The organism is Streptomyces sp. WMMC500 (assembly GCF_027497195.1).
Taxonomy (GTDB): domain Bacteria; phylum Actinomycetota; class Actinomycetes; order Streptomycetales; family Streptomycetaceae; genus Streptomyces.
In genome coordinates this window covers 1,142,068-1,156,473 of the sequence record NZ_CP114905.1, presented here as the reverse complement: position 1 = coordinate 1,156,473, position 14,406 = coordinate 1,142,068, and the positions used below count along the sequence as shown (strand labels likewise).

Below are 14,406 nucleotides of genomic sequence, written 5' to 3'. Positions count from 1 at the left end.
CGCAATGCACTCAGACATCGTGGATACGGCGACGCACCGACGAACGAACCCTGCCCCGCAGATCACGACGGCGCAGAGGTGGAAGCAGCTCCTCGCCGCGATCGCGGTCATTCTCGGCACCGTCGTGGCCCTGCTGGCGCCCGGCCCGGCACAGGCCGCCGAGAACCCCTACGAGCGAGGGCCGGCCCCGACCCGGGAGAGCGTGGCCGCATCCAGGGGCACCTTCGCCACCGCGCAGACCAACGTGCCCGCCGGCAACGGGTTCGGCGGCGGCGTCGTCTACTACCCGACCGACACCGGTCAGGGCACGTTCGGCGCGATCGCGATCGTCCCCGGCTACACCGCCACATGGGCGGCCGAAGGCGCCTGGATGGGGCAGTGGCTGGCCTCGTTCGGCTTCGTCGTCATCGGCATCGACACCAACGGCCGCAACGACTGGGACGACGCCCGCGGCACCCAGCTCCTGGCCGCCCTGGACTACCTGACCCAGCGCAGCACCGTACGGGACCGCGTCGACCCGTCCCGGCTCGCGGTGATGGGCCACTCGATGGGCGGCGGCGGCGCGATGTACGCGGCCCAGCAACGTCCGTCGCTGAAGGCCACGGTCGGACTGGCACCGGCCGTCTTCTCGGCGAACATGGGCAACGTGCGCGTCCCGGCCATGCTCATGGCCGGCCAGAACGACGGCACGGTCACCCCGGCGGCGGTCCAGTCCAACTACAACGGCGTCGCCGCCGGCACGGAGAAGTCCTATCTGGAGCTGTCGGGCGCCGGGCACGGCTTCCCGACCTCGAACAACTCGGTGATGATGCGCAAGGTCATCCCGTGGCTGAAGATCTTCCTCGACAACGACGCCCGCTACAGCCAGTTCCTGTGCCCGCTGCTCGACCGGACCGGCATCAGGACCTACGAGAGCACCTGCCCACTCCTGCCGGACGCGGTCAGGACAAACCCGTCCGCGACGGCGGCCCCGATGACCATGCTCGGTGCCGACGTGTCCACTCTGCAGCGTGCCTACGATGTCGGCGCGCGCTACTACGACGCCGACGGGACCGAACGGCACGCCCTCGACATCCTCAAGGACGCCGGCGTGAACTATGCACGCCTGCGCATCTGGAACGATCCCGCCAGCGGCTACAACAACAAGGCCAAGGTGCTGGCGTTCGCCAGGGAGGTCAAGGAGCGCGGGCTCAAGCTCATGGTCGACTTCCACTACTCCGACACCTGGGCCGACCCGGGCAAGCAGTACAAGCCGGCAGCCTGGGCGGGTCACACCATCGGTCAACTGCAAAGCGACGTCCACGACTACACCCACGACGTCTGCACCAGCCTCAAGGCACAGGGCACAGCGCCCGACAGCGTCCAGATCGGCAATGAGATCAACACGGGCATGCTGTGGCCCGAAGGCAGGGTCAGCAACAACGACTTCACCAACCTGGCCCGGCTGCTCAAGGCCGGCTACGACGCCACCAAGGAATGCAACAGCAGCACGCAGGTCATCATCCACACCGCACACGCGGAGAGCATGTCCAGCGCCCGCTGGTTCTACGACGGCATCCGGGCCCAGGGCGTCCAGTGGGACCTCACGGCCCTGTCGTACTACTGCGTGTGGCACGGTTCGATGTCGAATCTGCACAACGTGATCACCGACATGCGCACCCGGTACGGCAAGCCGGTCGTCCTGGCCGAGACCGCCTATCCGTTCACCGCGGACAACGCCGACGGAACGGCGAACGTGATCTCCGGGACGCAACCCTGCTCGGGCTACCCCGCGTCGTGGAACGGCCAGGCCACCAACTTCGCCCACGTGCAGAACACCGCCCGCAACGCCGGCGCCGTCGGCATCTTCTACTGGGAACCCACCTGGTATGCGATCCCCGGCAACGGCTGGAATCCCGCCGACATCGGCAACAGCGGCAACGAGTGGGACAACATGGCCGTATTCGACTGGTCCGGCAGGATCAACCCGAACGTGAGGTGGACGCCGTAGCACCGCAGAACTGAAGCGGACGGCATCGGTTCCCGGCGGTCGGCCCTACTCGGCGCGCAGGTCCAGCCAGGCGACCTCCTGCGCGGAGAGGCTCACGCCCAGCCCGGCGAGGGAGGTGCGGGTCTCCGAGACCTGCCGGGGACCGATCAGCGGAAAGACCGGGTACGGCTGGTGGAGCAGCCAGGCCAGGGCGATCGCCGTCGGGTGGACGCCGCGCTCGCGGGCGAGTACGCGCGCTCGGTCCAGGCGTGCGAAGTTCTCGTCCGAGTAGAAGCAGCGCACCAGCTCCGCGTCGCCGGTGTCGTCAGGTCGGGCGCGGCCGGTGAAGAACCCGCGCGCCTGGCTGGACCACGGGAACAGCGCCACCTCACCCGCGCGCAGCCACTCCTGCGCGTCCGGGTCGCTGACGTGCAGGCAGCCCTCCCACGGCACGGCGTGGGCGCGGGCCAGGCTCAGGTGGTTGCTGAGCACGGTGAAAGGCTGCCGCCCGTTCCGGCGTGCCCATGCGTTGGCCTCGTCGACCCGCTGCGGGCTCCAGTTGGAGCCGCCGTAGACGCCGATCCGGCCGGCTCGGCGGTGCTCGTCGAGGACGTCCACGAACTCACCCGCCGGTATGTCGGGGTTGTCGCGGTGCAGGAAGTAGATGTCGACGTGGCCGGTGCCCAGCCGCTCCAGGCTGACGGCGAGCTGGCGGCTGAGCGAGGCGGGGTCGCAGTCCGGCGTGTGCGCCCCCTTGCCGATGACCACGACGTCGTCGCGGACCCCGCGGTCCGCCATCCACCGCCCGAGCTGCCGTTCGAGACGCCCTCCGCCGTAGTGGTACGCGGTGTCGAAGGCGGTGCCGCCGTGCTCGAAGAAGTCGTCGAAGACGACCGAGGCGTGGATCTGGTCGGGCTGGTTGTCGACGCCCATGACCAGCCGGGAGACGTCCTTGTCCAGACCGGGGATGCGGGCGTGGGACATCGCCGCGTCGGCACGGCGGGCAAGCGGCCGGCCCGAGGCGGTGGGTACGGGAGCGTCGTCGCGCTCGCTGTCGTAGCGCTGGCCGAGGGCCGCCCGCCAGGCGTCCTGGACGGCGAGGTTGCCGAGGGTGTCGGCCCAGCTCATCTGCGGGGCCTGGCGGTCGGCGAGGTGGTCGGCCACGGTGTCGGCCTCGGCGGCGTAGAGGTGCGCCGGCGGGATCCGGATCTCCCGCGGGTCCTCACCGACCCGGTGCAGCATCAGGCTGGTGGGCTCGCCGTCGCCGCAGAACCAGGGGTCGGGTACGTCGAGGAAGCCGCGGGAGCCGTAGACCCGGACCCGGTTCTCGTCGGCCAGCCTGACGCCGGTGGCGACCTGGGCGGTCAGCCCGCCGGCGAAGTGCAGGGTGGCCAGGGCCCACTCGTCCACGCCGGTGCCGCCGACGGTTCCGGCGGCGGTGGTGTGCTCCGGGTCGGCGAACGGCGCGCCCGCCGCGGCGCCGGCCAGCAGGCGGGCCATCGAGACCGGATAGCCGCCGACGTCCAGGATGCCGCCGCCGGCCAGGGCGTTGGCGAACAGCCGGTGCCCGGCGTCGAAGCCGGGGCCGCCGAAGGAGAACTGCGCCTGGATGTGGTGGAGGTCGCCGACGGCTCCGTCCCCGACCAGCTCCACCAGCTTCGCGGTCTGCGGGGTGCAGCGGTACATGTACCCCTCCATCAGGAACACGTCGGCCCGTACCGCGGCCTCGACGACGGCGGTGGCCCACGCCCTGCGCACCGCCATCGGCTTCTCGACCAGCACGTGCTTGCCGGACTCGGCGGCGCGCACCGCCCACTCGACGTGCTGCGGGTGGGGCGTGGCGACGTACACCGCGTCGACGGTGTCGTCGTCCAGCAGGTCCTGGTACGAACCGTGCGCCCGCGGCGCCGCGAAGCGCCGGGCGAAGTCGCGGGCGGAGGCGGGGAAGCGGCTGCCGACGGCCGCCAGGGTGCCGGTACGGGAGCGTGGCAACTGGCCGGCGAAACGTGCGGCGATCCCGCCGGTGCCCAGGATCCCCCAGCCGACGGTGCCGGCGGCCGGGGGAGTCCGGTGCGTGCTGTCCTGCATGGAGCGAACACCTCTCTGTGAAGGGCGAAGCCGGCTTCAGAACTTCATGGAGCCCGCGCCCAGGTTGGCGATGAAGTGCCGGGCGCCGATCAGGAAGACCCCGATCAGGGGGATCACCGAGATGAGCGCCCCCGTGATCACCATCGACTGGTCGGTGGTGTAGACGCCGTTCAACTGCTGCACGGCGACCTGGAGCGTCACCTTGCCCGGGTCGGTCATGACGATCAGCGGCCAGAGGTAGTCGTTCCAGACGTGGAAGAAGGTGAAGATGCCCAGGAACGCGAGACCCGGGCGCAGCACCGGCAGCCCCACCGTCCACCACTGGCGGAAGAACCCGGCCCCGTCCACCCGCGACGCGTGGATCAGCTCGTCGGCGATCGCCCCCTGCGCGTACTGCCGCATCCAGAAGATCCCGAACGCGTTGGCCGCACCGGGGATGATCAGTGCCTTGAGGGAGCCGACCCAGCCGAGCCAGGCCAGGGTGACGAACTGCGGCACCAGCGCGAGCTGCATCGGGATCATGAAGGTGGCCAGGACGATCCAGAACAGCACCCGGCGCCCCGGGAACTCGTACTTGGCGAAGGCGAACGCCGCCAGCGAGTCGAAGAGGAGCACCAGGAACGTCACGGAGGTGGCCGCGACGATGGTGAGACCCATGGAGCCCCAGAAGTCGATCCCGTCGAAGACCTTGTTCATGTTCTCCCACAGGTGGGAGCCGGGGACCAGCTTGGGCGGGTAGGCGAAGATGTCCGCGGTGGTGTTCGAGGCCATCACGAACATCCAGTAGAACGGGAAGATCGTGACCAGCACGCCGAACATCAGCATGACATGGCCCAGGACCGTCCGGACTCGGGCGGCCCGTACTCGGGCGGCGGTTTCAGCGCGCACGGGACTTCCCCTTCTTCCTGGGCCTGGGGGTACGGACCGTGTCCTCGTCGCGGCCGCCGACCAGCCGCCAGTTGATGACGGAGAACGCCGCGATGAGGAGGAACAGCGCCCAGCCGATGGCCGCGCCGTAGCCGAACCGGTTGAAGATGAACGCCTGCTGGTAGAGGTAGAGCACGATGGTCGTGGCCTCGCCGCCGGGCCCGCCGACGTTCCCGCTGTCGTCGGGGAACATCACCTGCGGCTCGGTGAAGAGCTGCAGCCCGCCGATGGTGGAGGTGATGGCGACGAAGAGGATCACCGGGCGGAGCATCGGGAGGGTGATCCGGAAGAACGTCTGGCGGGCGCCGGCGCCGTCGACCTTGGCCGCCTCGTAGACGTCGCTGGAGATGGCCTGCAGGCCGGCCAGGCAGATGATGGTGTTGTAGCCGAGCCACCGCCAGATGGTGATCGCGGCGACGGAGACCTTCATCGCCCACGGGTCGGACAGCCAGCCGACCTCGCCGGCGCTGATCGCCCGCAGCGCGCTGTTGAGGAGCCCGGAGCTGTCGCTGAAGACCGAGCCGAGCACGATGGTCATCGCGACGATCGAGGTGACGTTGGGGACGAAGTAGGCCACCCGGTAGAACGCCTTGAACCGCACGGTGGTGTGCAGCGCGTAGGCGATGACCAGCGCCAGGAAGACCATCGGGACGGTGGCCAGGACCCAGATGATCAGGGTGTTGGTGATCGACTTCCAGAAGTCGGAGTCGGTCATCAGGTACTCGTAGTTCTCCCAGCCGATCGACTGCATGTCCCCGATGCCGTCCCAGGACATGAAGGACAGGTAGACGGAGAAGGCGACCGGGAAGACGCCGAAGACGGCGAAGAGGAGGAAGAACGGGGACACCGCCGCGTACATCGGCCAGTAGCGGCGCCAGCGGGGCTGCGGCTTCGACCCGTCCGGCTGCGGCTTGACGCCGTTCCCGCGGAGCTTGCCGGCGCTCCCGCGCAGGGTTGGGGTGAGGCTCATGTCAGAACACCCCCTCACGGGTCAGCTCGCGCTCGATGGCGTCCTGGGCGTCCTTCCAGGCCGCCTCGACGCTCTTGCCGGCGTCGATGTTGGCCATCTCGTCGAACATGACGGGGTCGATCACGCGGTCGTACGGGCTCCGGTAGGCGGTCTTGACCTCCCGCGCCGACGGGCCGAACACCTCGATGGTGCGCTGCCCGCCGTAGAAGGGCCGCGGCTCACGCATCTCCGGCATCTCGAAGGAGAGCGGCGAGGACGGGAACAGCGACATCTCCGTGAACGCCGTGACCTGGTTCTCCGGGGACTGGAGCCAGGAGACGAAGGCGTAGGCCGCCTCGGGGTTCTTGGAGTACTTCGTGATCGCCAGGAAGGAGCCGCCCTCATTGCCGGCGCCGCCGGGCGGGGCGGTCACCCGCCACTTGCCCTCGGTGTCCGGCGCGGCCGCCTCCGGAAAGGCAAGGCCCCACCAGCTTGCGCCGATGGAGATCGGCTGGCGGCCGCTGGTGACCACACCCTCCACGTCGTTGGAGCCGTCCAGGGCACCGGCCGACAGGCCCTCCCTGGACACCCGGTAGCCCAGCTCGAAGATCTCGCGGACCTCGTCGCGGTCCCCGACGTACCGGTCGTCCTCGGTCATGTACCTGTCGCCGCCGAGCTGCCCCATCCGGACGTCGAAGATCTTTCTGAGGTGGGGGCAGATCACCGCCCGCTCCTGGGACTTCTGGAGCTCCTTGCCCAGGGCGATGAAGCCGTCCCAGTCCGGGGCCCGGGCGGCCAGCTCCTCCGGGTCGGTGGTGATCCCGGCCTCCTTGAGCAGGTCCGTGCGGTAGTACAGCCCGGTGGGGCCGGTGTCCATGGGGAACGCGATCATCCGGCCCTCGGGCGTGATGCACTGCTCCCACTTCCAGTCCAGGTACGTGCCCTTCAGTTCGGCCGCGCCGAAGTCGTTCAGGTCGACGAACATGTCCTGGTTGGGAAAGTAGGTCGCCACGTCGGCGTTGACGCCGATGATGTCCGGCACCATGGACTTGCCGGCGAGCGTGGTGCGCACCTTGGTGTTGTAGTTGCCGCCGACCTTGGTGCGGCTGACCCGGAAGCCCTCGGCTCCGGGTATGCCCTCGGTCTCGGCCCGGGCGACCAACTCGTCGCTCACCGACCGGTCCCAGGTCCACATCGTGATCTCATCCGAGCCGCCGAGCGAGCGCTGCGAGCCGCAGCCCGCGAGCCCCAGTCCGCCGGCGGCGGCCCCGGCGCCGAGCGCCAGCAGCCTCCTTCGTGACATTTCCATGACGCGTGCACCACCTTGCCCGGGGTCGCGGCTCCCCTGAGGTGGATGCGGCCGCCGGCGCCGGGACGTACACCCGGCCACAGCACATGCGGCGAGATCCGCGACGACTGATCGAACGCAGAGCGCGTTCGACTACGAAAGACTTTGCGCGGTCCTGTTGAGTGCTGGTGGATGGTAAGGAGGCCCGAGGGCTCCGTCAACACCTTGCGCCCGGTGCCGCGACCTCTCGGTTCCGGTACGGCGAACCACCCGTCGCGACGCAGCCGGGGACGCACGACGATGAGCCGTAGCCTCGATGCATCCGACGGCTGACCCCCGGAAAGGGCAGACATGACACCCGCCGCAGCACCGATCCGCGCCGTCGTCGTGGGCACCGGCTCGCGCGCCCAGATGTACACCACCGCGCTCGCCCGGCGCCCGGGCCTGCGGGTGGCGGCGCTGTGCGACCCCAACCCGGTGCGGATAGCCCACCACCAGCGGCTCCTGAAGGACGCGGGCGAGCCGGAGGCGGCGGCCTGGGCGCCGGAGGAGTTCGGGGCACGGCTGCGCACCGAAGGCATCGAGGAGGTGGTCGTCACCACCGTCGACGCCCTGCACGACGCGTACATCGTGCCCGCGCTGGAAGCGGGCTGCCGGGTGGTGACGGAGAAGCCGATGACGACCGACGCGGGCCGCTGCCGGCGCATCCTGCGCACCGTCGAGGCCACCGGCGGTGAGCTGGCCGTGGCGTTCAACTACCGCTTCAACCCGGTGCACGAGGAGGTGCGCAGGCAACTGGCCGCCGGCGCGATCGGCGAGGTGCTGTCCGTCCACTTCGAGTGGCTGCTCGACGTCCGGCACGGCGCCGACTACTTCCGCCGCTGGCACCGCCAGAAGTACCTCAGCGGCGGGCTGATGGTGCACAAGGCGAGCCACCACTTCGACCTCGTCAACTGGTGGCTCGGCGCCCGCCCGCAGCACGTGTGCGGCTACGGCCGGCTTGCCTTCTACGGCCGCGAGGCGGGCGAGCGCACCGGCTACCGGCGCGACTACGAGCGCGCCCACGGAGCCGACGAGGCCAGGGGCGACCCCTTCGCACTGCCCCTGACCGAGGGCGACGAGCTGCGCTCGCTCTACCTCGACGCCGAGCCGCACGACGGGTACGTGCGCGACCGCAACGTCTTCGGCGACGGCATCACCATCGAGGACGACATGGCGGTGCTGGTGCGCTACGACACCGGCGCGGCCATGACGTACCACCTGACCGCCTACTCCCCGTGGGAGGGCTACCGGGTGGCGTTCAACGGCACCGGCGGCAGGCTGGAACTGGAGGTCGAGGAGAGCCGCTGGCAACCGCCGCGGCTGCCGACGGACTCCGGCACGGGCGCCCTCCAGGGCGGCACGCCTGCGGCCCCGCCCGGCGGGCCGCGCATCCTGCTGCGCCCGCTGTGGCGCGAACCGTACGAAGTACCGCTGCCGGATCACGACCCCGCCGGGCACGGCGGCGGCGACGAGCGGATGCTCACCGCTCTGTACGGCCCCGTCCATCCGGCAGCCACGCCCCGCACCGCCGCCGACACCGCCGCCGGCACCGACCCGGGCGACGCCGCGGCGCGGTGCGCCACCGCGGTCGACGGTGCGCTCGCGCTCGTCACCGGCCTCGCCGCGAACGAGTCCTTCTCCACCGGCGCCCGGGTCGTCACCTCCGATCTGGTCCCGATACCGCAAGGCTGAGCCGGAGGGGTGGTCGTGACGCGTCGGCGCGGGCCCGCCACCAAGCCTGTCGCGCGACTGTCAGATCCCCTGGAACAGCACGGGGATCAGCGCGGGCACCGCGGGGACCAGCAGGTAGAGGATGATCCCGGTCGTGGCCTTGCGCGTCGTGACCGGCAGCACGGGAACGGACCAGACCCGGGCTATCGCCGCGTCACGCTCCTCGTGCGGAAGCTCGCTCTCGGACAGTGCGGCGACGTGGGCCTGCTTGACGGCCAGGGCGGAGTGGTAGCCGATCGAGGAGGGGTAGACGATCACGATGATGTCCACGAGCATCACCGCCAGCACCAGGAAGACCATCCACGGCGCGGCCGGCAGCCAGACCATGAAGACGATGAGCAGGCCGACCAGATGGGCCAGGGCGGAGCCGTAGGTCCACAGCATGAACTGGCGCAGGGGGCGCAGTCCGTGGAAGCCGTCGCTGTCGAACCGCATGTTCGGGGTCACCCCGAAGCCGAGCGCCGCGGACCGGTACAGGTAGACGGTGAAGACAACGCCCATGAACAGTTGCTTGGCCAGGAAGTAGAAGGCGTAGGTGCCCGCCGCGCATAAGGCGATCGCCAGCTCGGGATGGGTGTGCCAGTTGGCCCACCAGCCGGCGTAGACCTCGGAGCGCCACACCGAGTCGGGGAGGCTGGTCGGGTTCCAGGTCTCCATGAGCCCGTTGTCGTCGACGAAGGCGTACAGGGAGGCCGTGCCGATCGCCATGACGACCACGATGGCCAGCGAGGTGTCCCGGCGGCCGAGGACACCGAACCACGCGTTGGTCCTGCGGACCAGCCGGTTGAGACGGCGGATCCGTTCGGGAGACAGCCGCGCCGCGCCTCCGTTCCGCTCGTTCATCCGCACGAAGTTGCCGATGGCCTGGACTTGCTGGCAACAGAAGACGGGCGTGACGAAGATGACCGCCAGCACCACCAGGCCGGCCAGGTCCTGGAGCAGGGACAGACTGATCTCGCTCAGTGCGGCGTCGTCGGAGAACAGGTAGTCCAGGGCCCACCGCTTGTCCGTGCCGGCCGGAGCCCCCAGCACTCCGTCGGCCTCGGCCAGGGCCAGCAGTACGACCGAGGCCGCCAGGCTGATCAGCAGGATCTTGGTCTTGGCCGTGAGGCGCAGGTACAGCAGGCGGAGTAACGCGCGAGCCGCCCTCCGGTAAGGCCGCGGCACTCTGCGCAGCCGGCGCATCGCCCATCGGACACCTATGGGTGCGGAGGACTGGAAGACGCCCCCGATCCGCTGCGGTTCCAAGTCCTCGAGCTGCGCCATCCCCGCCCCCCTGGGGTGTGGTTGTCGTCCTGCCTTTGTACTGGGTACGCGGGGGATTTGCCTACGGTTGACGGACTTACAGGTTGTCGACGTAGAAGTCGGTGAGCCGGTCGACGGCGGCGTCGACGTACTCGGGCTCGTCGTACATCTCGTAGTGGCCGGCGCCGTCGATCACCATGAGGTCGACCGGGTGGGGAGCCAGCTTCCACAACTGCATGCCGGCGTCGTAGCTGCCGGTGTTGCCGATGCGGCCGGCGAGGATGACCTGGAGTGGCTGCGTCATGAGCTGGTCGACCAGGTGGAACGCGTCGTAGCCCAGCAGCAGCGAGTCGCCGCGCGAGAGGCGGCGGTTGGTGGAGTGCTCGTTCCCGCCGCGCTCGGTGCGGTAGAAGGTGATCGCCTGGGTGGTGTCGACATCGGTCAGACCGGCCGCTGCGGCTTCCTCCAGGGTGTCGGGCAGCCAGTTCACGCGGGTGAGCTCGCCCGAGCGGGACTCCTCGACGCGCGCGTCGGCGAGGGCGTCCAGTGCGGCGGCCGGCCCGTCGGACTGGAAGCTGCGGAACGAGGTACCCATGTTGCCGGGGACGACCGTGCCGACCGCCTTGATGCGGTGGTCGGTGCGGGCCGTGTGTACGGCGTAGCCGCCGCCGGCGCAGATGCCGAGGACGCCGATGCGCCGCGGGTCGACGCCGGGTGTCGTGACGAGTGCGTCGATGGCGTAGGAGATGTCCTCACCACGGCGGTAGGGGTCTTCGAGGTCGCGTGGCTCGCCGCCGCTCTGCCCCTGGTGGGCGGGGTCGAAGACGAGCGCCGCGATGCCGCGGGCGGCGAGGCGGGACGCGTAGGTGGCGCCGATCTGCTCCTTCACGCTGCTGCCGGGAGTGGAGAGCACCACGGTGCGCAGCGGCGCGTCGGCGTCGGCGTCGTCGGGCAGGTGGAGGTGGGCCGCGAGCTCGATCGGTCCGCGCGGGATCGTGAGGTGCCGAAGCATGGATGGCGCCTTTCGTGAGGTTGTGGTTCCCTGGCTGCCCAGTACAGAACCGCTACTAGTACAGCATGGAACTAATACAGAACCGTACCACTTGGATGGGGTGCTTGCATGACGGTCGACGGGGCGCAGCTATGGACGCTGAACCAGCGGCTGCTGAGCGTCGTCATGGATGCCTGCGCGGAAGAGCTGGCCGCGCTCGGGCTGGAGACGAAGGAGTTCTTCGTCCTGGCGGAGGTGGCCGCGTCGCCGTACCCGGCGGAGATCGCGGCGGCACTGCTGCTGCCCAGGGCGAGCGTGACGGTCTACGTCCGCAACCTCGTCGCCAAGGGGCTCATCCGGCGCGAGATCGAAGAAGCGGACCTGCGGCGTCACCGGCTCGTGCTGACCACGGAGGGTGCGGAGGTACGGGACCGCGCGCTTGCGGCCCTCGCGGCGGAGTACGACCGCAGGCTGGCGCGGATCACTCCGCGGGACCGTGGCGAGCTGAAGCGCATCCTCCAGGAGATGCTCGCCTCACCCGCATGAGGCCGGGTGCGAGGGGGTGAGGGTCCAGCACCGCAGACATCCGATCTCATCCGCGCCAGGGGCTGTTCGGCCCCCTGCGTTCTCGCTACGCTCCCGAAACACCTCCGATGTATCCGGGTGTGGGGAGCAGCCAGATGGGCAGACGCACCGTGATCGGGCTGAGCATGCTTGCGCTGTGCGCGGGACTCACCATCCCCTCAGCCGCCGTCGATACCTCACCGTCATCCGACGTCCCGGCCGCGCATGCCGCGGCGGCCGGGTCCGACCGCGGTTCCGTTCTCTGGTACGACGAGCCCGCCCCGGACACGCACGACGGCTGGGAGCAGCGGTCGCTGCCGATCGGCAACGGTGCGATGGGCGCGTCGGTGTTCGGCGGGGTCGAGGCCGAACGCCTGCAGTTCAACGAGAAGACGCTGTGGACCGGCGGGCCGGGCGTGTCCGACTACAACTTCGGCAACTGGGACGAGCCCCGGCCGGGCGCGCTGGAGGAGGTCAGGCAGCGGATCCGGGACGAGGGCCAGGTGTCCCCGGAGTACGTGCGGGACATGCTCGGCCACGCGTCCGACTCGCCCCGGCACCGCCGCTTCGGGGCCTACCAGAGCTTCGGCGACCTGCGGCTCGACTTCCCCGACCAGGCGGCGCCGGTGACCGAGTACCGCCGGGAGCTGGACATCGGCCGAGGCGTCGCCGGGGTCTCCTACCGGTCGGGCGACGTGCGGTTCACCCGCGAGTACTTCGCCACCGCGGCAGACGACGTCGTCGTCGCCCGCATCCGCGCCGACCGACCCGGTCAGGTGGACCTCACCTCCCGGATCGGCGTCCCGCCCAACCGGACGAGCGCGGCCCGCGCCGACGACGGGCGGATCACCGTCAGCGGCGCGCTCGACAGCAACGGCCTGGCGTACGAGGCCCAGCTTCAGGTGCTCAACGAGGGCGGCTCGCGCACCGACGGGGCCGACGGCACGGTGCGCGTGCGTGACGCCGACGAGGTGACACTCGTGCTGGCGGCCGGCACCGACTACGCCGCCGACTACCCCGACTACCGGGGCGAGGACCCGCACGACCGGGTCACCGAGCTGGCCGACGACGCGGCGGCCAAGGGCTACGGCGCGCTGCTGCGCGACCACGAGGCCGACCACGCCGAGCTGTTCGACCGGGTCACGCTCGACCTCGGCGGAGAGATGCCCGACGTGCCGACCGACGAGCTGCTTAGCCGGTACGGCGAGGGGCCGGAGGCCGCCGACCGCGCGCTGGAGGAGCTGTTCTTCCGCTACGGCCGCTACCTCCTGGCCGCCTCCTCCCGCCCGGGCTCCCTGCCCGCGAACCTCCAGGGCGTGTGGAACGACATGGAGGCCCCGCCCTGGCAGGCCGACTACCACCTCAACATCAACCTGCAGATGAACTACTGGCCGGCCGACGTCGCCAACCTGGCCGAGACCGCCGAGCCGTTGTCCGACTACGTCGACGGTCTGCGGGAGCCCGGGCGGGTGACGGCGAAGCAGATGTTCGGGGTCGGACGGGGATGGGTCGCCCACCACGCCGCCAACATCTACGGGCACACCGGCGCCTGGGACCACCCGGCGTACTTCTTCCCCGAGTCCGGCGCCTGGCTCGCGGACCAGCTCTACGACCGCTACCGCTTCACCCTCGACGAGGACTACCTCACCGAGGTCGCCTATCCGGTGATGAAGGAGGCGGCGCAGTTCTGGATCGGGAACCTGCGCACCGACCCGTCCGACGGCACCCTCGTCGCCACCCCCAGCCGCTCCCCGGAGATCGGCCCGGCGACCGCCGGCGCGTCGATGTCCCAGCAGATCCTCTGGCACCTCTTCACGGACACGGCGGAAGCCGCCGCCAAGACCGGCGACAAGGTCTTCGCCAGGAAGGCGAAGACCGTCCTGCGCAAGCTGGACCCGGGTCTGCGGGTCGGCTCGTGGGGGCAGTTGCAGGAGTGGAAGGCCGACTGGGACGACCCGGACGAGCACCACCGGCACGTCTCGCACCTGTTCGCCGTCCACCCCGGCAGGCAGATCTCTCCGACCACCACGCCGGCCCTCGCCGAGGCCGCCAAGGTCTCGCTGAACGCCCGCGGAGACGACGGCACCGGATGGAGCAAGGCTTGGAAGATCAACTTCTGGGCGCGGCTGCTCGACGGCGACCGCGCGCACAAGCTGCTCACCCAGCAGCTTGAGACCAGCACGCTCCCCAACCTCTGGGACACGCACCCGCCCTACCAGATCGACGGCAACTTCGGCGCCACCGCCGGGATCGCCGAAATGCTGCTGCAGAGCCACCTCGGCACGATCGACCTCCTGCCCGCTCTGCCGAGTGCCTGGGAGGACGGGAGCGTGGACGGGCTGAAGGCCCGCGGTGCGTTCACCGTGGGGGCGACGTGGCGCTCGGGCGACCCCGCGGAGATCCGGCTCGCCTCGGCCAAGGGCGGGGAGGCCGTGCTGCGCCACGAGGCGTTCCGCGGAGAGGTCCGGGTCTACCGCGACAACGGCAGGCCCGCCCGCTTCTCCACCGACGGTGACGCCCTCACGCTGCCGACGAGAGCGGGGGCGACGTACCGCATCGTCCCGCGGGCCCCGAAATGACGCCTGACGTCCCGTAGCCGAGGCTGATGCCGG

Annotated in this window: 10 protein-coding genes; 4 read left to right on the top strand and 6 right to left on the bottom strand. The window is 70.2% G+C overall.

What is annotated here, in order from left to right; translation table 11 throughout:
• The first annotated feature begins 4 nt into the window (after positions 1-4).
• The gene (locus O7599_RS04750) at positions 5-1,990 is read left to right on the top strand and encodes a glycosyl hydrolase 53 family protein (protein ID WP_281620824.1); all 1,986 of its coding nucleotides are present in this window, start codon (positions 5-7) and stop codon (positions 1,988-1,990) included.
• Between the two features lie 45 nt (positions 1,991-2,035).
• Here the strand turns inward: O7599_RS04750 and O7599_RS04745 are convergent, their stop codons facing one another.
• From O7599_RS04745 to O7599_RS04730, 4 genes are read right to left on the bottom strand one after another with little or no spacing between them, the layout of a single operon-like run.
• Positions 2,036-4,057, bottom strand: coding sequence for an aldo/keto reductase (locus O7599_RS04745; RefSeq protein ID WP_281620823.1), 2,022 nt, complete (start codon positions 4,055-4,057; stop codon positions 2,036-2,038).
• Between the two features lie 36 nt (positions 4,058-4,093).
• Entirely contained in the window at positions 4,094-4,882 is a 789-nt protein-coding gene (locus tag O7599_RS04740) for a carbohydrate ABC transporter permease (RefSeq protein ID WP_281623280.1), read from the bottom strand.
• Positions 4,883-4,934: 52 nt separating this feature from the next.
• A complete protein-coding gene (locus O7599_RS04735; RefSeq protein ID WP_281620822.1) occupies positions 4,935-5,954 on the bottom strand; it encodes a sugar ABC transporter permease in 1,020 nt (339 codons plus the stop codon).
• 1 nt (position 5,955) lies between these two features.
• The gene (locus O7599_RS04730; protein WP_281620821.1) at positions 5,956-7,242 is read right to left on the bottom strand and encodes an extracellular solute-binding protein; all 1,287 of its coding nucleotides are present in this window, start codon (positions 7,240-7,242) and stop codon (positions 5,956-5,958) included.
• Positions 7,243-7,572: 330 nt separating this feature from the next.
• Here O7599_RS04730 and O7599_RS04725 point away from each other — a divergent pair, with 330 nt between their 5' ends.
• Complete coding sequence (locus O7599_RS04725; RefSeq protein ID WP_281620820.1) at positions 7,573-8,955, top strand: Gfo/Idh/MocA family oxidoreductase; 1,383 nt, start codon at positions 7,573-7,575, stop codon at positions 8,953-8,955.
• Positions 8,956-9,015: 60 nt separating this feature from the next.
• Here the strand turns inward: O7599_RS04725 and O7599_RS04720 are convergent, their stop codons facing one another.
• Positions 9,016-10,260, bottom strand: coding sequence for a hypothetical protein (locus tag O7599_RS04720; protein ID WP_281620819.1), 1,245 nt, complete (start codon positions 10,258-10,260; stop codon positions 9,016-9,018).
• 76 nt (positions 10,261-10,336) lie between these two features.
• Positions 10,337-11,251 (bottom strand): alpha/beta hydrolase, encoded by a 915-nt coding sequence (locus tag O7599_RS04715; protein ID WP_281620818.1) that lies wholly within the window; start codon positions 11,249-11,251, stop codon positions 10,337-10,339.
• A 108-nt stretch (positions 11,252-11,359) separates the two neighbouring features.
• Between O7599_RS04715 and O7599_RS04710 the strand changes: the two genes are divergently transcribed.
• On the top strand, positions 11,360-11,776 hold the full coding sequence (locus tag O7599_RS04710; RefSeq protein ID WP_281620817.1) for a MarR family transcriptional regulator: 417 nt from the start codon (positions 11,360-11,362) through the stop codon (positions 11,774-11,776).
• Between the two features lie 134 nt (positions 11,777-11,910).
• Positions 11,911-14,373 carry a glycoside hydrolase family 95 protein gene (locus O7599_RS04705; RefSeq protein ID WP_281620816.1) on the top strand — a complete coding sequence of 821 codons (2,463 nt, stop codon included), beginning with the start codon at positions 11,911-11,913 and terminating at the stop codon, positions 14,371-14,373.
• Positions 14,374-14,406 lie beyond the last annotated feature (33 nt).

Excerpts from the sequence above, each read along its gene's own strand:
- O7599_RS04750 (WP_281620824.1), top strand. The coding sequence starts at position 5 with ATGCACTCAGACATCGTGGATACGGCGACGCACCGACGAACGAACCCT.
- O7599_RS04745 (WP_281620823.1), bottom strand. The coding sequence starts at position 4,057 with ATGCAGGACAGCACGCACCGGACTCCCCCGGCCGCCGGCACCGTCGGC.
- O7599_RS04740 (WP_281623280.1), bottom strand. The coding sequence starts at position 4,882 with ATGCTGATGTTCGGCGTGCTGGTCACGATCTTCCCGTTCTACTGGATG.
- O7599_RS04735 (WP_281620822.1), bottom strand. The coding sequence starts at position 5,954 with ATGAGCCTCACCCCAACCCTGCGCGGGAGCGCCGGCAAGCTCCGCGGG.
- O7599_RS04730 (WP_281620821.1), bottom strand. The coding sequence starts at position 7,242 with ATGGAAATGTCACGAAGGAGGCTGCTGGCGCTCGGCGCCGGGGCCGCC.
- O7599_RS04725 (WP_281620820.1), top strand. The coding sequence starts at position 7,573 with ATGACACCCGCCGCAGCACCGATCCGCGCCGTCGTCGTGGGCACCGGC.
- O7599_RS04720 (WP_281620819.1), bottom strand. The coding sequence starts at position 10,260 with ATGGCGCAGCTCGAGGACTTGGAACCGCAGCGGATCGGGGGCGTCTTC.
- O7599_RS04715 (WP_281620818.1), bottom strand. The coding sequence starts at position 11,251 with ATGCTTCGGCACCTCACGATCCCGCGCGGACCGATCGAGCTCGCGGCC.
- O7599_RS04710 (WP_281620817.1), top strand. The coding sequence starts at position 11,360 with ATGACGGTCGACGGGGCGCAGCTATGGACGCTGAACCAGCGGCTGCTG.
- O7599_RS04705 (WP_281620816.1), top strand. The coding sequence starts at position 11,911 with ATGGGCAGACGCACCGTGATCGGGCTGAGCATGCTTGCGCTGTGCGCG.